This window comes from Streptomyces sp. NPDC058653, from assembly GCF_042716895.1.
GTDB lineage: Bacteria > Actinomycetota > Actinomycetes > Streptomycetales > Streptomycetaceae > Streptomyces.
On the sequence record NZ_JBHXRM010000051.1, the window covers coordinates 1 to 19527 of the forward strand.

15 protein-coding genes and 1 CRISPR repeat array (1 of these 16 only partly in view) are annotated in these 19527 nt (G+C 68.5%); of the genes, 7 read left to right on the forward strand and 8 right to left on the reverse strand.

The genetic code is table 11. The features are described 5' to 3' along the window. Positions 1-1142 precede the first annotated feature (1142 nt). The gene (locus tag ACFWU9_RS31350) at positions 1143-2048 is read right to left on the reverse strand and encodes a S41 family peptidase (protein WP_384324447.1); all 906 of its coding nucleotides are present in this window, start codon (positions 2046-2048) and stop codon (positions 1143-1145) included. Between the two features lie 57 nt (positions 2049-2105). On the opposite strand from ACFWU9_RS31350, the gene ACFWU9_RS31355 reads away from it, so the two are divergent. The 7 genes from ACFWU9_RS31355 (at position 2106) to ACFWU9_RS31385 (ending at position 8850) form a co-directional block, all read left to right on the forward strand. Next, on the forward strand, positions 2106-2645 hold the full coding sequence (locus ACFWU9_RS31355) for an ArsR/SmtB family transcription factor (protein WP_384324448.1): 540 nt from the start codon (positions 2106-2108) through the stop codon (positions 2643-2645). A gap of 346 nt (positions 2646-2991) precedes the next feature. Beyond that, the gene (locus tag ACFWU9_RS31360) at positions 2992-3363 is read left to right on the forward strand and encodes a hypothetical protein (RefSeq protein WP_384324449.1); all 372 of its coding nucleotides are present in this window, start codon (positions 2992-2994) and stop codon (positions 3361-3363) included. A gap of 258 nt (positions 3364-3621) precedes the next feature. Next, positions 3622-3951, forward strand: a complete 330-nt coding sequence (locus ACFWU9_RS31365) for a hypothetical protein (RefSeq protein WP_384324450.1) — start codon at positions 3622-3624, stop codon at positions 3949-3951. Positions 3952-4142: 191 nt separating this feature from the next. Further along, positions 4143-5480, forward strand: a complete 1338-nt coding sequence (locus tag ACFWU9_RS31370) for an extracellular solute-binding protein (protein WP_384324451.1) — start codon at positions 4143-4145, stop codon at positions 5478-5480. Further along, positions 5477-6433 carry a carbohydrate ABC transporter permease gene (locus tag ACFWU9_RS31375; protein ID WP_384324452.1) on the forward strand — a complete coding sequence of 319 codons (957 nt, stop codon included), beginning with the start codon at positions 5477-5479 and terminating at the stop codon, positions 6431-6433. The genes ACFWU9_RS31370 and ACFWU9_RS31375 overlap by 4 nt, the downstream gene beginning before the upstream one ends. A gap of 56 nt (positions 6434-6489) precedes the next feature. Beyond that, positions 6490-7287 (forward strand): carbohydrate ABC transporter permease, encoded by a 798-nt coding sequence (locus ACFWU9_RS31380; RefSeq protein ID WP_384324493.1) that lies wholly within the window; start codon positions 6490-6492, stop codon positions 7285-7287. Between the two features lie 51 nt (positions 7288-7338). Beyond that, a complete protein-coding gene (locus ACFWU9_RS31385) occupies positions 7339-8850 on the forward strand; it encodes an alpha-N-arabinofuranosidase (RefSeq protein WP_384324453.1) in 1512 nt (503 codons plus the stop codon). Positions 8851-8966: 116 nt separating this feature from the next. On the opposite strand, the gene cas2e is transcribed toward ACFWU9_RS31385, so the two are convergent. Genes cas2e through casA form a run of 7 tightly spaced genes read right to left on the reverse strand, consistent with a single transcriptional unit; the run spans position 8967 to position 18380 of the window. Continuing rightward, on the reverse strand, positions 8967-9353 hold the full coding sequence (gene cas2e, locus ACFWU9_RS31390; protein ID WP_384324454.1) for a type I-E CRISPR-associated endoribonuclease Cas2e: 387 nt from the start codon (positions 9351-9353) through the stop codon (positions 8967-8969). Next, complete coding sequence (gene cas1e / locus ACFWU9_RS31395) at positions 9350-10327, reverse strand: type I-E CRISPR-associated endonuclease Cas1e (protein ID WP_384324455.1); 978 nt, start codon at positions 10325-10327, stop codon at positions 9350-9352. The genes cas2e and cas1e overlap by 4 nt, the downstream gene beginning before the upstream one ends. A gap of 2 nt (positions 10328-10329) precedes the next feature. After that, on the reverse strand, positions 10330-11034 hold the full coding sequence (gene cas6e, locus ACFWU9_RS31400; RefSeq protein ID WP_384324456.1) for a type I-E CRISPR-associated protein Cas6/Cse3/CasE: 705 nt from the start codon (positions 11032-11034) through the stop codon (positions 10330-10332). Continuing rightward, positions 11025-11765 carry a type I-E CRISPR-associated protein Cas5/CasD gene (cas5e, locus tag ACFWU9_RS31405; protein ID WP_384324457.1) on the reverse strand — a complete coding sequence of 247 codons (741 nt, stop codon included), beginning with the start codon at positions 11763-11765 and terminating at the stop codon, positions 11025-11027. The genes cas6e and cas5e overlap by 10 nt, the downstream gene beginning before the upstream one ends. Continuing rightward, positions 11762-12979, reverse strand: a complete 1218-nt coding sequence (gene cas7e / locus ACFWU9_RS31410; protein ID WP_384324458.1) for a type I-E CRISPR-associated protein Cas7/Cse4/CasC — start codon at positions 12977-12979, stop codon at positions 11762-11764. The genes cas5e and cas7e overlap by 4 nt, the downstream gene beginning before the upstream one ends. After that, positions 12976-13689, reverse strand: a complete 714-nt coding sequence (casB, locus tag ACFWU9_RS31415; RefSeq protein WP_384324459.1) for a type I-E CRISPR-associated protein Cse2/CasB — start codon at positions 13687-13689, stop codon at positions 12976-12978. The genes cas7e and casB overlap by 4 nt, the downstream gene beginning before the upstream one ends. Beyond that, on the reverse strand, positions 13686-18380 hold the full coding sequence (gene casA / locus ACFWU9_RS31420; RefSeq protein WP_384324460.1) for a type I-E CRISPR-associated protein Cse1/CasA: 4695 nt from the start codon (positions 18378-18380) through the stop codon (positions 13686-13688). The genes casB and casA overlap by 4 nt, the downstream gene beginning before the upstream one ends. Positions 18381-19418: 1038 nt before the next feature. Next, positions 19419-19527: direct repeats of the CRISPR family, unit length 29 nt (it continues 713 nt past the right edge of the window).

Below are 19527 nucleotides of genomic sequence, written 5' to 3' on the forward strand. Positions count from 1 at the left end.
GGGTTGCCAACCACCGCACTGCTGCCGCAGCAGGGTGGGGCCAAGGGGCCGGTGGAGAACGGTCTCCGTGCGTCACCGTTGCCCTCTCCACCTTCGTCGACCAGGCCCTCAACCACCGGACCTTGAACGACACTGCCCGCTCTTGCATGGCCGTCCAGGCATCACAACAAGGCCAACACCGGCAGGCTCGGATCGGAACGTTTCGGAGGTACGCGGGATCGGCGGCGGAAGCTGCTTGGGCTCGCGGAGCACCGGCTAGAGGGGCGGCGTCCCCGTAGTCCGCAGCAACGCGTGGAGCGCCGAGCGCAGGTTCGGCCCATGCCTGCCACCCGGTGGCACCTGCTTCGTCCTCCGCGGCTGTGAGGGCGCGTGGGTCACCGTCCCGGATGAGGGGCGGCACCTCGCCGAGGCCCACGCATGCGGTGAGCATCGGGGGCGAGCGGGCTGATGATGTCCTTGCGGGCGGAGATCTGCCGGGCGACCGGCAGCTCCCCCAGGAGAAACGGCTCGTCCGCCAGGACCCATTGGGCCCAGCGGAGGGTGTTGGGGTTGATGTGCAGGACGGTACTGCGCAGGACCTGCCGGTCCCGCGGTGCCTCCTCCGGCTCCTGCCGTCTCGGACGATCGTCAGATGCGTCCAGCCGAAGCTGGTGAGCGTGTCGCTGCGATGACGTATCTGATTCTCGGCGGTACAGCCACGGCGGATGTTCACGGACAGAAGATCCGTGGCAGGACACTCTTGCGGGTCGCGCGCCGTCCTCCCAACCGTCGTTATTGGGGTGGCTGAGGGAGGACCAGCAAGGACAGAAATGGCAGCCCTTGCCGCAGAGGTGCACCTCCCATGATGGGCTGGGCGACTCCGGCCTGTTCCCGAGGGACCGCACTGTCCGTTTCTCCGACGAACGGGATTCGTGTTCCGGGACGGAACATGCTTGGTGTTTCGAAACGGAACGGGACAGCCGCAGGGCCTCGACGGTGGGAGGGCGTTCAGGGTTGGCCGGAGCCGCGGTGTGACATGGTCTGCCGACGTTGCCCAGTCCTTCTCGGGCCCTTCCTGTCTGCCTGCCTGCGGCGAACTGCCTTCCTGCGTCGTCCAACACAGCCGTTTCGTCTTCCATACCAGTGGATCCAGTCGGAGCGGGTCAGCCTTTCAGTCGGGTGAGGGCCAGTGCGTGCGCGTGGTCGAGGGAGTCGGCGGCGGCGCAGGGGATGTCCGGCTGCACACCGGTGCCCTCCCAGTTCGTGCCGGAGACGGGGTTGACGGCTCGGCCGAAGGGGACGGTGGCTTCCAGGTGCGGGTGCACGGTCCAGCCCTTGCACGGATGTGCGCCGCCACGGGTGCGCTCGCCGACGACCACGGCGCGGCCGAGCTGCTGGAGGTCGTACGCCAGCTCCTCGGCGGCGGAGAAGGTGCTGTCACTGGACAGCACGTACAACGGCTTGCTGCCGCCGAAGCCCGCACCGGGAACGTACGGCAGGCTCCAGGACTGCTCGCGGCGTTCGCCGCCGCGCCAGTACATGGTGTTGAGGTGGGTCCGCTCGTCGAGCAGGTAACTGCAGACGAAGGCGACCGTGTCCGGGTCGCCACCGCGGTTGGCGCGAAGGTCCACGATCAGCGCCTGGGCGCGGGAGGCGAGGGTGAGCGCGGCGCCCAGCGGTTCGGCGGCCCACTCCAGCGGGAACAGCATCGGCGCCAGCTCCACCACGGCGACCCCTCCGTCGAGCAACTCCACGCGGGGCGCCCCGCCCAGCGAGGTGCCGAAGTCCCGGCGCATGGCATCCAGGGTGGCCGCCCCCTCCTTCGGGGACACCGGGTCGGCGTGGTGCTTGAGTCGCAGGTGCCGGTCGCCGTTGACGGACTGGAGGTCCGTGGTGACCAGACGGGCGAGCTCCTCGGCGCCGTCGACGTCATAGGCGCCCTCGGCGAGGCGTCGTCGCAGCAGGCCGGCGAGTTGCTCGGCTATCTCGGGGAAAACGTAGTGCTCGGTCAGCAGTTGGGCTGTCTCGTCGATGACAGGAGCAGGCTGAAGCTTCGTCGGAGTCGTCATGGCAGGGAGTAGAGCATCGCCCTTGCGAAAGCGTCAAAGAGTTTAGACACTTTTGGTATGCGCGATCAGCCCTCCCACCTGCCACCTCCCGAGGACGTTCTGGAGATCGGTGCGCCTGAGCAGTTCGCGGCGCTCGCCCACCCGTTGCGTCAGCGGTTGATCTTCGCCCTGGGCCACCGGCCCGCCACCGTCAGCCAGCTCGCGGCGGGGCTCGACGCAAAGAAGGGCAATGTGGCCCACCACCTCAAAGTGCTCCGCGAAGCCGGACTGGTCCACGTTGCCGAGACCCGCCAGGTCCGCGGCGGCACCGAGCAGTACTACCAGCGCACGGCCCGGCGCATGGTCGTCGCCGAACCCCGGGCGGCAGGCACCGCCGCGATGCTTGCCGCAGTCGCCCAGGAGCTGGACCAGTCCCCCGCCGAGACCCACCTGACCCTGCGCCATCTGCGTCTCAGCCCCGCGCAGGCAAGGGAACTCGGCGAGGCCCTCGCCGATCTGGTCGACGAGGCCGAGGAGAACGCGGAGGACCAGCCCGTGCACGGTGTGCTGGTAGCGCTCTATCAGCAGGCTCCGCCGACCAGCACCACCGGGAACTAGCGGCACCCCCCTCACGAGACAGCACACCGAGCTCACTGTCGTGCTGTAGGGCGCCGGGTGGGGTCCATGGTCAGGCCGGCCGTGATGGTGTTCTCGAATGCCGGGAATGCCCAGGGTCTGGTGGTGGTGAGGTCGCGGTAGTGGCCTCGGGCGAGTTCGGCGCCGAGGGCAGGTGTGCTGAGCTGGGTGTTCTTTTCGCTGATGGGGTATGTGCCGGTCCAGCAGGCGTAGATGGTGGCGCAGAGGGACCAGACCTCTGAGGCGGTGGTCAGTTCGAGGTGGTCGGACGGCTTCGTCGCCAGTCGGTGGGACGCCAGCTCGGGGGAGACGGTAACCGTCGGGCCCGATGCGTACTTCCTGGGCGTGGACGGTCTGCGCCACGGAGTCGTGGACGAAGGCCGACCATTTCAGATGGTATTCGCTCATCTCGCGGACGATCATCTGCTGGCGTTCGGCCGCCATGCCGGAGGTATGCGGGGACTGCGGCCTCGATCACGAAATGCCCGTCGGGGGTGAGGTGTCCGGCGGCACTTCGGAAGCAGCTGACCTGCGCTTCCTGGCTGGTGAGGAGGAAGAACGTACTGGCCGAGATGTAGATGAGCGGGTAGCGGATTCCGAGGTCGAACAGGGCCATGTCGCCGAGGCGGGCCCGCACGGCGGGGCGGCCGGCGGGCAGCCGGTCCTGGTGTTCTCCGAGTCGACGGATCATTTCCGGTGAGGCGTCGAGCCCGTCTTGTCAGCAACCGCAAGTCGCAACTTCAAAGATTCCAGAGGTTGCTGACCATCCAGGTTTCTTCGAGCAAGAAGGAAGGCCAGGACCGGGAGCAGCGTGGCAGGGCTTCTTCGAAGAGAACCCATGGATCTTCGCCTACGGTCTCAACCTCATCGCTTGCGAGCCTCTCGATAACGGCAAGCTGGAGCGCGTCACGACCGGTGCCAACATCTTCACCGGGGCGGGAAAGCGCAGTGATGCCTCATGCGATCCAAAGGCTTCATCAGCAGCCTCCTGCTGTGTGAGATCAAGACCCACGAGACGCTCTTGCCGGCGAAAACGCCGTACCGCTTGCCAGACGTCCACCAGGTCTCCAAAGACGTCGTCGGCGGCGTGGCGCAGGTTCAGAAGACCGCCGCTAAGGCCCTACGGCTGGTCGACAGCGAACGTCACAGGCTCTTCCAGGATGAGGGAACGCCGACCGGCATCGAAATCTCCACCATGCGGCTCCCCCAGCTGCGCGGAGACAGGGCCTTCTCGGCCCTGGTGCCGCCAACAAGGTCCCCCCGTACGGGAGTTGTGTCAAGGAGGTGATCCGTCGAGCCGCGTCCGCCGGCGCGAGTCGGCGGATCCCCGACTCTGCGCGAGGCGTTGACGGGTGTGATGTTCAACCCTATGGTCCCGTTCGACTGTACGAGCGCCATTCGAAATATCGAACGTCATGCGGGGCGATGACGCATGCCGCTTGATGTCCCGGAGCCGTGACGACACAGGGAGGGGCCTCGATGCAACAGACCTCACCGGGCCGCAGAAGCGTCCTCACCGGACTCGGCGCCCTCGCCGCGGCAGGGACCCTGGGTGTCGGGGCCTCCGGCTGTGCCGCTCCCACGGGGGCCGGATCCGGACGCACCCGGCTGCGCTACTGGCATCTCTTCGGCGGTGGCGACGGCGTCAACATGCAGGCGATGCTGGACGCCTACCGCGCGTCCCACCCCGGGATCGAACTTGAGGCGTCCACTCTCCAGTGGGGCCCGCCGTACTACACCAAGCTCGGTATGGCGGGCGCCGGCGGGCGCGCTCCCGAGGTGGCCGTACTGCACCTGGCCCGGCTGCCCGGCTTCGCGCCCCGGCGCCTGCTCGACCCGTTCGACCTCGGCATGCTCGCCGACGCCGGCATCTCGGCCGAGGACTTCCCCGAGGATCTCTGGCGGCGTGGCACGGTCGACGGCAGGCAGTACGCCGTCCCGCTCGACACCCACCCGGCGGTGCTCTACCACAACACCGAAATCTGCGAGAAGGCCGGACTCCTCGACAGAGACGGACAGCTCAAACCCATCCAGGGGGTGAAGGAGTTCACCGACGCCCTGCGTGCCGCCAAGGAGGTCACCGGGCAGCCGGGTCTGGTCACGGAGACACTCGGCAGCAACACCACCGGGCCCTGGCAACTGTTCGCGACCTTCTACTCGCAGACCGGCAGGTCGATCCTGTCCCCCCGCGCCGACCGGATCACCATCGACGACACCAAGGCGCTCGAAGTCCTCACCTTCATGCAGGCGTTGACGGCCGAGGGGCTGGCCGTGCGCCGGGTCGACTACAACGGCGGCATCGGTGTGTTCAGCGCCGGCAGGACCGGTTTCCTCATCAACGGCGAGTGGGAGGTCAGCACCTTCAAGACCACCGGACTCCCCTTCTCCATGAGCCGGATACCCAACCTCTTCGGCCGCGCCAGCGTCTTCGCCGACTCCCACACCTTCGTACTGCCGCACCAGAGCGGCCGTGGCGGAGCGAGCAACGCGGCGGCCCACGCCTTCGTCGCCTGGATGCTCGGACACAGCGTCGACTGGGCCAAGGGCGGCCACGTACCCGCGTATCTGCCCACCCTTGAGGAGCCCGGTTATCTGGGGCTCCGGCCGCAGTCCGCGTACCGGTCCGTCATCGACGAGGTCGCCCTCGACCCCGAAGCCTGGTTCTCCGGCTCCGCCTCCGCGCTGGAACTCGAACTCGGGGCTGTCTTCTCCGGGGTGCTCACCGGGTCACGAACGCCCCAGAACGCACTCACCGAAACCAGGAAACGGCTCCGGAGACTGATCGACACCCCGCCACCCTTCGGAGCCGCCGTATGACCACGACCGCTCCCGCCGCCGGCACCGCCACCGCGCCCGCGGGCGGCCGACCTGCCGGAACGAGGACCGTCCGGCGCCGCTGGACCGAGCACGGACTGACCTTCATCCTGCCGTTCCTGATCGTCTACGCGCTCTTCCTGGTCTGGCCGCTGCTGTGGGGCGTCAAGATGAGCCTCGGCAACGACGATGTCGCCGGCACCCGCTCCGACTTCATCGGCTTCGACAACTATGCCGAGGCGCTGGGGGACCCCGCTGTCTGGTCCTCGCTGTGGAACACCGTCTGGTTCACCCTTCTCAGCACCGCTCCACTGGTCGTCATCGGCCTGGTGCTCGCACTCCTCGCCCACCATCTGCGGGTGGTGAGCTGGCTGTGGCGGCTCAGCTGGTTCGCGCCCTTCGTGCTGCCGTCCGGCGTCGTCTGCCTCATGTGGCTGTGGGTCATCTACCCCTCCGACTTCGGATTCGCCGACCAACTGCTCACCGCCATCGGCCTCGACCCCGGCATCGGCTGGCTCACCGACCCCCGTTACGCGATGATCTCCATCGTCATCACCACCATCTGGTGGACCGTCGGCTTCAACTTCCTGCTCTATCTCGCCGCGCTCCAGTCCATTCCCCAGCACCTCTACGAGGCGGCCGAGATCGACGGAGCCGGAGCACGGCACCGCCTGTGGCACATCACCCTGCCCCTGCTGCGCCGCACCACCGGTGTGGTGGTCGTCCTCCAACTGCTCGCCTCGCTGAAGATCTTCGACCAGATCTACATCATGACCAGCGGCGGCCCCGACGACTCCACACGCCCGATCCTCCAGTACGTCTACCAGGCCGGCTTCACCAACTACCGGATCGGTTACGCGTCCGCCGTCTCGTACATCTTCTTCGCCCTGATCGTGATCGTCTCGCTGATCCAGCTGCGGCTCACCCGCCGCTCCCGTGAGGAGGCCGCGAAGTGAGTACCGTCCCCGTCCCGGAAAGCCGTCGTCCGCGCTGGACGCCGGGCCGGATCACCATGCTCGTCTGCGCACTCGCGCTCGTCCTGCTGTGGGTGCTGCCACTCGCCTGGGCGCTGGCCACCTCGCTCAAGCCGGAGGCCGAGACGGCGCGGACGCCGCTCAGGTGGATCGGCTCGGAGATCACCTTCGCCGCGTACGAGAGGGTGTGGGCATCGGGCGACCTGGGGCGCTGGCTGTTCAACACGGCCTACATCTCCGTGGTGACGACTGTGCTGACCGTGCTGCTGTGCGCCATGGCCGCTTACGGCTTCTCCCGTACCCGGTTCCGTGGCCGCGGGCTGCTGTACGGGCTCGTCCTCGCCGGGATCATGGTGCCGCCTCAGGTGCTGATGGCCCCGCTCTTCGCCGAGATGGTCACGCTCGGTCTGGTCGACACGTACTGGGGCGTGATCCTGCCTCAGGTCGCCACGCCCGCGATGGTCTTCATCCTGGTCAAGTTCTTCGACGGGGTGCCGCGCGAACTGGAGGAGGCGGCCCATGTGGACGGCGCGGGCCGCTGGCGGGTGTTCTGGCAGATCGTCATGCCGCTCTCCCGCCCCGTCCTCGCCGCCGTCGCGATCTTCACCTTCATCCAGACCTGGAACAACTTCCTCTGGCCGTTCCTCGTCACCACCGACCCCAACGGCATGACGCTCCCCGTCGGACTCGTCAACGTCCAGTCCAGCTACGGCGTCCGCTACGCCCAGATGATGGCCTCGGTCATCATCGGAGGACTGCCGCTGCTCGTCGTGTTCGCCCTGTTCCAGCGGCAGATCGTGCGCGGTGTCGCCCACACGGGCCTCGCCGGCCAGTGAGCCCGCCTGCCGAGCCTCCCCCGCCCGGGCCGCCTCTCCCGAAAGGTACGCATGACCGGCAACGACGCCCCCGCCCGCTTCACCCTCGACCCCGCCTTCGGCGTCGGGACCGTGGATCCGCGCCTGTTCGGCTCGTTCGTCGAGCACCTCGGCCGCTGTGTCTACACCGGGATCTTCGAACCGGGACATCCCGCCGCCGACGAGGCAGGGCTGCGGCAGGATGTCCTCGCCCTCGTCCGTGAACTGGGGGTCACCGCGATCCGCTACCCCGGCGGCAACTTCGTCTCCGGCTACAAGTGGGAGGACGGTGTCGGCCCGGTGGAGGACCGGCCACGCCGCCTCGATCTCGCCTGGCGGTCGACCGAGACCAACCGCTTCGGCCTCGGCGAGTTCATCGACTTCGCCACGAAGGCGGGCGGCGAACCGATGATGGCGCTCAATCTGGGCACGCGCGGAGTCGCGGAAGCGCTCGAACTGCAGGAGTACGCCAACCACCCCGGCGGCACCGCGCTGTCCGACAGGCGCGTCGCGCACGGCGTCAAGGACCCGTACGGCATCCGGCTCTGGTGCCTGGGCAACGAGCTGGACGGCCCCTGGCAGACCGGCCACAAGACGGCCGAGGAGTACGGGCGGCTGGCCGCCGAGACCGCACGCGCGATGCGGCAGATCGAGCCCGGTCTCGAACTTGTCGCCTGCGGCAGCTCCGGCCGCTCCATGCCCACCTTCGCCGAGTGGGAGGCCACCGTCCTGACGCAGACGTACGACCTCGTCGACCACATCTCGCTGCACGCCTACTACCAGGAGCACGACGGCGACCGCGACTCGTTCCTCGCGTCCGCCGTCGACATGGAGTCGTTCATCGAGAGCGTCGTGGCCACCTGCGACCACATCGGCGCCCGGCTCAAGTCCAAGAAGCGGATCAGCCTCTCCTTCGACGAGTGGAACGTCTGGTACCAGACCCGCCACCACGAGCAGCCGTCCCCCGACTGGGCCGAGGCGCCCAGGCTGCTGGAGGACAACTACACGGTCACCGACGCCGTCGTCTTCGGCTCGCTGCTCATCGCGCTGCTGCGGCACGCCGACCGGGTGAGCATCGCCTGCCTCGCCCAACTGGTCAATGTGATCGCCACGATCATGACGGAGCCGGGTGGCCCGGCCTGGAAGCAGACCACGTTCTTTCCCTTCGCGCAGGCGTCCCGGTACGGGCGCGGACGGGTGCTCCAGGTCAATGTCACGGGCCCGGCGCACGAGACCGCACGCTACGGCGAGGTGCCCCTGCTCCACGCCACGGCGACGGTGGACGAGGAGACCGGCGCGGTGACGATCTTCGCGGTCAACCGGAGCCTGGAGAAGGCGCTGCCGCTCGAAGCCGCTCTGCGGGGGGTGGCGGCCGGCCGGGTCGTCGGACACAGCGTCCTGGCCGACGAGGACCCCGAGGCCAGTAACACCCTGGCCGACCCCGAGCGGGTCGTACCGCATGAGGGCAAGGGAACGACACTGTCCGACGGCACGCTCCGCGCCACACTGGAACCGATGTCGTGGAACGTCATCCGCCTGGCCTGACGGGCCCGTTGACCTGCCCGGAGACGTTCGAAGCCGGAGCGGACACCGTTGCCGTACGCGCTTGGCAGCGGAGCCGCCGTCCTGAGAACCGTGGCCCAGCGTGTTCGTGGTGGCGGCTATGGATTGCGGTTGCGGCCGCCGAACCTGCGGCGCTTGGACGCCTTGCTCCAGCCGGCCCTGCCGGATGAACCCGCATCAACTGCAGAAGACGCATCTCTAGGAGCGGGTCGTTCCGACGGGCGGAGGATCAGGGTCAGTCCCTCGTGGTCCACGGGGTGCCATTTATGGTCGTGGGTGCGGAAGGTGTAGCCCTGCTCGGAGTTGGTGGAGTACGCGAGAAGGGCGCGGCCGTTCCCCGCGTACTGGCGCACCTCGTCCCACAAGGCGTCGCGAATACGTGCGCTGGGGCTGCCGAGGAAGACGCCGGGAGAGATCTCCAGGAGCCAGCGGGTGAGGAAGCCGCGCAGGCCCGCCGGACAGTGGGTCAGGACGATGACTGTCACCAGATGACACCGCCCCGTACAAGGGCGTCCTGCCTCGCCTCCTCGTCTCCGTAGTTGCGGCCGGCCGCCACCTCCGCACCCTTGTCGGAGAGGAGTAGGACGCGGTCGCCGCCGTCCGCGGGAGTGGCACCCGCGGGTGCGAACAGCGCCTGGATGTCACGTACGCACCGATCCAGCAGCCCGGTGGTGTTGATCCGGTCGCGAAGCGCCCGGCGCGTGCGGGACCCGATGTCCTCAGGGCCTTCGGCAGCCACCTCGAAGGCGATCGGGATACCGATGTCGGTCTTGTAGAAGTCGGCGATATCGAGGACGAAGGACAGTTCGTGGCCCGAGTGGACAAACCCGAGCCCCGGACTGCACCCCAATGCCGCGACCACTGTCTGCGCGATGCCGTACATGCACTGGGCGGCGGCGGTGACGGCCTGGTTGGGCGGGTCGCCCGAGCCGAAGTCGCCCGGCGTGAACCTCCGACCTCGCCAGGCCACTCCGGTACGGGCGGCCTGCTCCGCGTAACAGCGCTTGACCCGGTCGCCCTCGCGCCCCAGAAGTTGGCGCCGGGTGCAGCCCGCGGGGTCCTCGTCGGGGAAGCGCAGCCGGTACATGGCTCTCGCGACATCGAGCCTGGTCCGCTGGTTGGCCCACGCGACCGCTTGCGCCTCGACGAGGCCGGAGGAACGGCTCAGTGCCCGGCCGCCGGCGTAGAACCGAACCCCCTGCTCGCCGACCCACACCACCACAGCTCCGCTCTCACCCAGAACAGCCATGGCCTGGTGGGTGATCCGGGTGCCCGGCCCCAGGAGCAGGGTGCCGATGGTCGCGGAGGGGATGTGGGTGACGCCGTCGGCATCCTCGGCGGTGATGGCGTTGGCGTCGCGGTGCACGACGCAGCGTTCGAGATAGACGAAGGACAGGCGGTCACCGACACGGGTGAGTTGTCGCGGGCCGGCGGCCGGACGCCTGCCGACGGTGGTCACCGCTACTCCGCCGGGGCGAGCGTCATGAGCCCGCAGCCGTACGCCTTGGCCTTGCCGAGGCCGACGGTGAGAGTGCGGCGCAGCGCGTCCGGGTCGAGGATCCGGAGACGGCCGTCGTACGTGACGCGCGTCAGCTTCACCTCGTGCGCGCGGCCGTCGGACCGGTCCTTCTTGCCGAACGTGAGGTCGTGACGGTTGTGGACAACGACCTCGCGCCGGACGCAGTCGAGTTCGTCCGGCAGGCGTTCCGGCCGTTCCACGATCGCGAAGCCGGCATCGGCCTGCCGTTTGAGCAGCCAGTCCAGTTGGTGGCGCGGGGTGACATGCGCGGTGCGCTTTGTCGGCTCGGCGGCATGCCGACGGGCACTGTGCACGGGATTGGCGGTGAGCCTGAAGGCCCAGGTGTCGTCGGGGGCGAGCCGGGCGAGGAAGGGGGCGTAGGGCGCGGTCTGCCAGCTACCCGTCGTCGGCCAGCCGGCCTGCTCCACCAGATGTGTGAGGTCGGGCCGGTGCGGGCTGACGATGTAGAGCAGTACGTCGCTGCGGGAGTCCTGGTCCAGCCGCCACAGCACCCGGGGGCCGTCACCCTGGTGATCGACCTTCTCGGCGAAGGACGCCATCACCGCGGCGTGCAGGCTCTGAGGAGCGGTCAGCAGGCGGCGGGCGCCCATGCGTGCGGTGTTGAAGCGAAATCGGGTCAGGAACATGGTCGGTCTTCCAGTGGCCGCATCGGATCATGGTTCGACGGTACGAAGGCATGGCGGGAGGTACTCGTCGGATTGGGGACGGTGACGGCACCCGACCGGACGGTGCGCAGGGCGTACCGTCGGTGGCGGGGGTCGAAGCTGAGCGGCTGGTCCCGTACCGCGTCGCCGGGACCGTGGCCGGCCGGCGGGTCGGCGATCACTTCGAGTTCGACGCGCCGCTCACGGGTACGGCGGCGCTGGACCCAGGGAGATGCCTGCCAGGGTTCCGTGCGCAAGGCCCGCCACAGACCACTCCAATGGACACCGAGATCGATCGGACGGGAAGGCGGGCAGGAGCGGCGGCCGAGGTACGGCAGATACACCGGGGCCCGGACCGCCTCGTACAGGGCTTCGATCAGGGCCGCCTCCCCCTCGACCGCGGCGACGAAGACCGCGTCGGAGAGATAGAAGCGTTCGGAGACCGGCATGGGCTTCCAGGTGTCACCGTGGTGCGCGGTCTGGAAGTCGCGTACTCGAGTGCCCGGCTGGTCGAGCCGAACGGCGAAGGCGAGAGCCGCCAGATCGGAGACATCGGCGCTGCGATCGCGACCGAGGGCCGCGGCGAGGAGCCCGAGCACACCGCTCTTGGTGGGTGCGCGTTCCGTCGTACGCCGCGAGAAGCGGGAGGACACTCCCCAGGACTGGAGCGGGCCGGCCAGGCGCAGTGTCAGCACCCCGGTCTGTTCGCTCATGCGGGACGTTTCCGTCCCTGTGGCTCCGGACCGGCCGGCCGGGCGGCGACCGCCGTGCCCACCGCGTCGAGCAGCCCGCCCAGGGTGACCTCGGTGCCGAGGGCTGCCAGCGGCTCGGTGGCCGCCCCGGCGCGCAGCACCCAGCTCGGATCGCCTGTCACCTCGTACGCCTTCTCGATGTCGGAGACGTACGCGAGCAGTTGGGCGCACGCACCACGCAGATGGCCGCCCCCCTGAGGAGCGAGGACAGGCTCCTCGAAAGCGGAGACAAAGCTGATCGGCCGGGCCGAGCGGAGGGTGACGACGACCGCTTCGGGAAGGGTGTGGTTGCCGAAAGTGTTGATCTTCCCGGTGGGCATGGAGGACACGAAGCCCTGTACGAAGGCCCGCACCGCCCTGAGGACCGGCTCGTCCAGCGGCTCGTCGGCACGCAGGCCGAGACCCAGGTTGTCCCGGAGTCGGTCCACGTCGAGCGCCGCGTAGCGGTAGAGCGTGGCCGAGTTGAAGTCGACCACGCCGATCATGCCGGCACCGGATTCCTGATCCTTCTCGTTCTGGTCGTCCACCGCTGTGTAGTAGTCGGATTCGTTCTCGACCTGGTGGACGCTGATGGCGTGGGCGACCTGGGCCGCTGCGTCGACGCCGAGGTCCGACGAGTCGGCGACCATCCGTCCGAACAGCGCGATGTCCACCGAGTGCCGGGTGTCGGCGATCTCCCGGGCCTTCTGCCTGTTCTCCTTGACCTTCAGATACGCCTTGATGTCGTCGGCACCTTCGACCGCGAGCCGGGCCAGGCCGTCGAACTGGCTGGAACTGAGGAACATCAAGTAGGAGGACTCGGGTGGTGGCTCGGGTTCGCCTTTCTTCTTGGCGCTCTCCGCCTTCCTTCGGGGCACCTCGATCTTCGCCCCTGTCGCGGCGGACAGCGTCTCGGCGGCGAGGGCCAGGGAGACGGAACCTTCGAGCGAGGGCTCTTCGGCAGTGATCCGCTCGGCGAGCAGCTCGGCGACCCGGCGGGTACGGACACCCAGTTCGGCCGAGTCCAGCAGATTCCCGAACGCCCGGCGGGTGGCCCTCTTCCATGCCTGGCTGGATACCCGGGCCCGGCGCACGCCGCCATACATGGCGGTCTTCGGGGTTCCGGTGTCGTCGCGGTTGAGGTTGCTCGGCGGCACGGTTTGCAGGACGTGCACGTCGATGATGGTGCGGCTCACGGGGTGTCGTCCTCTGGGGTGGTGGTATCGAAATCGTCCGGTGCGCTCTGTCCGGCCTCCGCCGTGCCCCCGCCGGACGCGGGCCGGTGGACCGCGAGGTAGGAGCGGCCCCAGGAGCGACGCACCGACGAGGATCCGCCCGGCTGTTGCCAGGTGTAGAGCTGGTCGGCGAGCAGCGCGTAATCGAGTGGGATCGTGTCGCGGCGCAGCAGGAGAACGAGGTCGCGCAACCGGCCGGCAAGCACGGCGGGGGTGGCGGCGGTGCCGACGCGGACGAAGCGTCTACGCGTGGGCTCGTCGATCTCGGGACCGGGATGCAACCTGCGTACGGCTGAACCGAGTTCGGGACCGGGTCTGCGGTGCATGCGGGCGAGGTGGTGGGACTGCTGGTGCAGCGACCACAGGGTGACCGCGGCATACGCCGCCTCCTCGGCCCGGCGCATCGCCTCCTCGGCCACCTCGCCGCGTTCGTAACGCGCGTACAGCGGTTCGGTGCCGATCAGACCCCACAGGTCGGGTGCCTCACCGGCGGAGCGGCCGATGCCACGCCGCAGCCGGGCCAGGGTGCTCACGGCATCGCTCCGGTCGTCCAGATAGCCACGCTGTAGAGCGTTGATGTGCTGGTGGACGACAGCGCCGACAGGACCGAGCGGTGCCTGCCGGGGGCCGCGGGCGGAGACGGCTTTGGCGGTAGGGACGGTGGTGGTCATGCCGGCGACTCCACAGAAGCGGGCTGGGCGTGCATCGAAGGTGGGGCGCCGTCGCTGTCGGTGGCCAGGAGCCGATTGAGCCGGGTGCGGAAGCGTGATTCGGCCGCGGCGTCGTTCAGCCAGCGCGGTCCGCCCCGGGCCTCCACGACGCGGCCCTCCCACGCGGCGAGCCCCGCGTCGTCCAGCAGCCCGGCACCCAGGTCCCCGACGATGCGGAGCAGGTCCCGTTTCCAGCGGTCGCGCTGTCGGTCCGGGTCTGAAGCCGCGCCGAGTTCCCTCAACCAGTGGCGGTACAGGGTGTCGAGGGTGCCGAATCCCAGGTCACGTGCCGCGTTCTTACGCGGCTCGGGATCGGAGCCGACTGCCAGGGCGAGGTCGGCGGCGAGGTCGCCGAGCACCTGGACAGCCTCTTCCGCGTCCTTGAGCGCGTCCAGGGCCCGCTGTCCGTAACGCCTGTCGTCACGGTGGAGAAGGACCACGGGCATCAGCACTCCGTCGTCCACCACCTCGTCGATCACCGACTGCTGGGTGCCGTATCTCGCGCCGACGACGCGGGTACGGATCAGGTGCCGATGCGGCAGGAACCCTTCGGTGGCCAGCCGGGCGACCCACTCCACGATCCCGGGCGTGAGACGCGGCGCCCCCTCTTTCCCCATCGCGGCGGCCCGCTCCTGGCCGGCGAGCAGCCCCTTCAGACCGCGCCAGGCCATCCGCGACGGGGCGTGCTCCTGGGGCATGTACACCTGCGGTTCTCCGCGCTTCTTCTCCTGCGCGGGGCTGCGCCGCCAGCCCGTCATGGGCTCGTACCCCTGCTTGTTGTGCGGTTCGAGGCGGTCACCGTAGGCCAGCACAACACCGTGGACGCCGTCGGTGTCGTGGTGCAGCCGAATGCGACGCGACTGCCAGGTGTACAGGTCCCTTACGCCGTAGGGCCGTTGCGGGAGATCCTTCGCCTCGGCCGGTCCGCAGGGTGCCGCCCGCCAGGCCGGCCGGTCCGCCCTGTCCATGTGCCGACCGGCCGTGTCCGCGCCCATGAGATTGAGCAGCAGCGTCTCGCGGAGGGTGTCCCCCTCGATCAGAACCCCGCCGAGATTCCCCGCCCAGGCCAGGCCCTGCGGATAGCCCTTGCCCGCCTTCACCCGAGGATCACCCACGGCACCCGACTTGATGCCCGACGAGTCGAACGCCTGGGTATGGACAAGCCAGCGGGCCGCCTCCGCGAAGCCGAGCCGGTCGACGCCCGGCCTTCTCATGCTGAAGAACGGCTCGCCGTTGGGCACATCGGCCACGACGCGGTTGAGCGAGGAGATCTCGTCCTTGGCCGTACGCAACTCGGCGACCTGGAAGAAGGGACGTTCCGGATGCAGCAGGTCGAACCGGTCGCGGTATCGGTCCAGATAGCCGACGACCGGCGCGAACGGCGTTTCCTCCAGCCACAATTCGCCCCACGCGTCGGTATCGGCCGGGGCCTGTCCGTCCTCCTGGTCGTCGCCGAGTGCGTCATGGAGGATCGCCAGTAGCAGGCGGATCAGGGCGAAGTCCTGGGTCGGGAGATCCCCGACGAGCCGACGGATGTCGCCGGCCTGGTCGAATAGCTCCAGTAACGACAGCTCACGCTCCTGGCCGTCGGTGAACTGCACCGGCAGCCAGGGACGGTTGGTCAAGTCAAAGGACGGTGCTTCGGTCCGCCGTACCGGCTCCGTCCTCTTTCTCGGTCTGTCCCGGGTCACCAGAAGCCCTTCGTCCGGGTCGTAGGACAGGTACCACCCTGCCAACGAGGTCCGGCATTCCTCATCGAGCGCGAGGACCAACTCTCCCGCGAGCCAGTAGCTCTCCTTCTCCTGCCAGGCTGGGATGTAGAGCTCCTCCAGTTCGGTGAGAGCCCGTTCCAATTCCTTGGGGAAGGAGAAGTGGTAGGGCAACCGCAGACCGCTCGCGGCGGCCGCACGCGCGGCGCGAGCCGACGGCACCGCGCCGGTCGGCAGGTCGAGGCCGCCCCGGCTCTTGTCCAGCCAGGGCAAGGTGCACAGAGTCCCGTCGGCCCGGCGCATCACGACCAGGACCTCCAGACTCTCCCGGCTGTCACGAACCTGCGCCCGTCCGGCCCGACTGTCGTCCGCGTCCCCGACGCCGGCGTCGATCCAGCCGATGAGCGGCCGCCCGGGCTTGCGTACCTCGTCCAGCCGGAAAACGCCCGCCTTCTGCCGCTGTCCGGCACTGACCTCTTCATGCGCGGCGCGTGCCTGACCGACAGTCTCCGCCCACTGCGGTGGGCAGGGCTCGTCCGCGCCGTACGCCCGCTGGACGAGCGGGGAGATGTCCTCCGGCAGGCGTACCGGACAGGCCGCCCCGTCGCCGGTGCCCAAATGCCGGGCCAGGACGGCAAGGGAACGCAGCAGAGGGTAGGCGCCGTAGACGGTGCGCGAACCTCGTACGGGCTCGGGGGCAGGCCGCGTCCGCCAGTCGACACCCGTCACCAGGCAGCGAGGCCGCCGTAGGCGTGGCGGACGCCCGTTCTGGAGCTCGCCCCGCGGATGGCGGTGCAGCCGCCCCATCCGCTGGAGCAGCAGGTCCACCGGGCACAGGTCGGTCACCAGCAAATCGAAGTCCACATCCAGCGACTGCTCGGCCACTTGGCTGGCCACCACGATGTGCGCACCGAGCGGTCGTTGCGGGGACGTGCCGTCGCGGTCCGGCGGTCCGAAGCGGGCCAGCAGTGATGCGTCCTTGCGGGCTCGGTCGACGTCGATGAAGCGCGCATGCGCCACGGTGACGTGCTCGGCGCCGAACCTCTCCCGTAGTACGGCTGCGGTGTCAATCACCCGGTCGACGGTGTTGCGGACGACCAAGGCACAGCCCCCATCGGCCAGTTCCTCGACCAACCGGTCGGCGAGCACGCTCACGTCGTCGTCGAGACGCTCCAACTCCACGTCGGTACGGCGGCCGGAGGCAGCGGGCGACGCCGTCACGGAAACCGCACCGGCAGCCACCGCGGTCAGCAACGGGTAACCGGCGGAGGCTGCCACCTCCGCAGCGTCGGCGCCTGTGTACGCCTCCGCCAACTCCCTCCGCCGCGGGGCCGGAAGTGTCGCCGACAGGACGATCACCGGAACGCGGTAGGCCCCCAGCCACGACAGCACACGGTCGAGGTAGGTGTTCATGTACGCGTCGTAGGCGTGCACTTCGTCGATGACGACGACCTTGCCGGCCATGGCCAGGTGCCGCAGCGCCAAGTGGCGGCTCTTCAGGCCGGTCATCAGTAACTGGTCGATCGTCCCGACCGCGAACGAGGCGAGCAGCCCCTTCTTGCGGCCTCGCAGCCATTGGTGTGCGACGAGGTCGGCGGGCGCGGTCTTCCCTTCCGAGGAGCTCAGCCCGGTTGGGTCGGCCCCGGCCGGAGCGGCGGGACGTTCGTCGGCGCCGTACGCGTCCACGGCGGCGATGGTGCGGTGACTTTCCCGCATCAGAAGGGCGTAGTCCTCCTGGAGCGCCGCCTTGGCGTGGGCCAGCAGTACCGACCGCTCACCGCTGCCCGAGGGCTCGGTCGGCGCGGATGGTACGAACCCCGGAAGCCGGTCGAGCCAGTCCAACAGCCGCGGGAACATGGCGTTGCTGGTCGCCATGGTGGGCAGCGCGACGTAGCATCCACCCGCACCTGAGCGAGCGGCGAACACCTCTGCCACCGCGAGCGCCGCCTCTGTCTTCCCCTCCCCCATGGGCGCCTCGATGACAAGCATTCCCGGCCGAGCCATACCGCGGGCCATCGCAACAGCCTGTTCCTGTACGGGCCTCACTGACGCGCCGGGGGGAAGCGCGAAGCGCGAGGCGAACAACTCGGCCGCGCGTTGAGGTGGTTCGACCGGCGCCCAGGGAGCCGGCAGCCTCAGACCTTCCCATGCCGCGGCCACCCGTTCGGCATCACTACGGGACTGCTCTTCGGGAAAGTAAGGAAAAAGGTCAGGATTGCTGGCGATCCAGTCGCACACGATCACCGTGGCGGTGAGCAACACCTGAACTGTCTGCGGCAGCTTCACTTTCTGCCAGTGGCCGAGCCGATCGTCCACCTCGAACACGTCCGCGCACGCATCCAGCAGCTCGTTCTGCACGCGTGCCCAGACGGCCTCCGCCGGGCCGGGGGTCCGCAACAACTCGGGGTGAGCGTCAAGGTTGTGGATCTGCATGTGATCCGGCGGCACACCGTGGTGGCCGCCTGCCATCACGGAGAACTGGGCCGAGGCCCGGCGGGTCCATCCATGCCGCTCCTCAAGCCACTCCTGGAGCAGCATTTGGCCGGCAAGCCCGTGCGGAGCCATCCGACGGTCGTCACCGAATTGTCTCCGGGTACGCATCCCGAGACCAGCGGACGCCATCACCTGTGCCAACTCGTCCACTTGGCAGGCGAAAGCCGGTGTGCACTTTCCGATGTCGTGTGTTGCCGCCAGCCACACGGCGAGCCGCCGCCCGTCTTCCTCTCCCCCGGGAAGGGCCTCCGCCACCATTCCCTTCACATTGCGAGGCAACCAGTGCTCCCACAACAGCCCAGCGACGGCAGCGCTGTCCGCCATGTGCCGCCACAAGGGCAGCCACTTCTCGGTGGCCCGGTTGTGCTTGGCCCACACAGTCCGGGCAGCAGCCGTCAACCGGCCACCGAGACTTGCGGGCTGAGCCCTGTCGTTACGCACGGCGGTCATTTAACAGGGCACCGCGCTGAGCAAGCGGCACGTTCGGCAAAACGATCAGGATCGGTCAAATCTAAGCACGCTCAACGGAACACAGACAGCGCGACAATCCACGACGGGACGGCCTTCAATGGTGCGCACGCTCTCCCGTAGACCGAAGTACCCGCTAACAGCCTTGGATCGATTACGGTTGACCCAAGGTCTGCTCCCCGCCGATGCGGGGAAATTGGCTGGAGCCATGAGCGTACGAGAACCGTGTGCGGACGGTGGCCCGGTTATACCTGCGGGAATATAATTTCATGATCCGGAGCAAACCGGATGTACCCGCTAGAAGTTGAATCTCCACTCGTATTATCCGCCTGCTCCCCGCGCCTGCGGGGATTGGCATCACGCTCGCCGACACAGAGCGAGATGACCCCTGCGCCAACCCACCCGGGATCACGAGCAGCAACGCCCGGATTCAATTGACAGTAACGCTAGAAGTTGAATCTCCAAAACGTCCCATCCACGGCGTGGCGGTAGCAAGCGCTCGCGATTCAGGGATAGCGTCCGCCACAGTCCAAACGTCAGGACCGCTTGGGCCGTGCCACTACGTAGGCTCGTCGATAATGCGACTTAAAGGATTGACGGAGAAAATGACCGCTGAAGTTTTTGCGCCCGTCTCGCAGCTCTGCCCGGCAATCGTCATTTACCTACTCGGCTGGTGGTGCAATCCGTCGAGCGTCAGAGCCGGGGTCCGGAGGGTCGGTGCTGCCGTGGCGTCCTCGCTCACGTCGCACCCGTGCACATACCCGGACAACTCACAGGTCGTGCCAGGCACTAACCATGCGGATCCCCAACGGCAAAGCCACGGTTCGCCTGTCTGCACAGGTCGTTGGAAGCCCTTTGATCACTAGGGGTGCGCTCGCCGCGCTTGGGAAGGACATCTGGTCCGCCCAACCAGGAACAGTGACCCGCACAGCTCTATATATCGGGCTCGGAATCTCCGGAGTTGGGTCCGTCCTCCGGCGGGGGACCAGAGACCAGCGTTGCCGGGCCCCTAGCCCTCGGCAAGTCCATCCCCAGGGCGCGGGGAGCAGCGGCCAGAGCAAAGCCCGTTGCCGAGGACCGGGGGCCCATCCCGCTGGCGCGGGGAGCAGGTGAGGCCCTGACACCACTC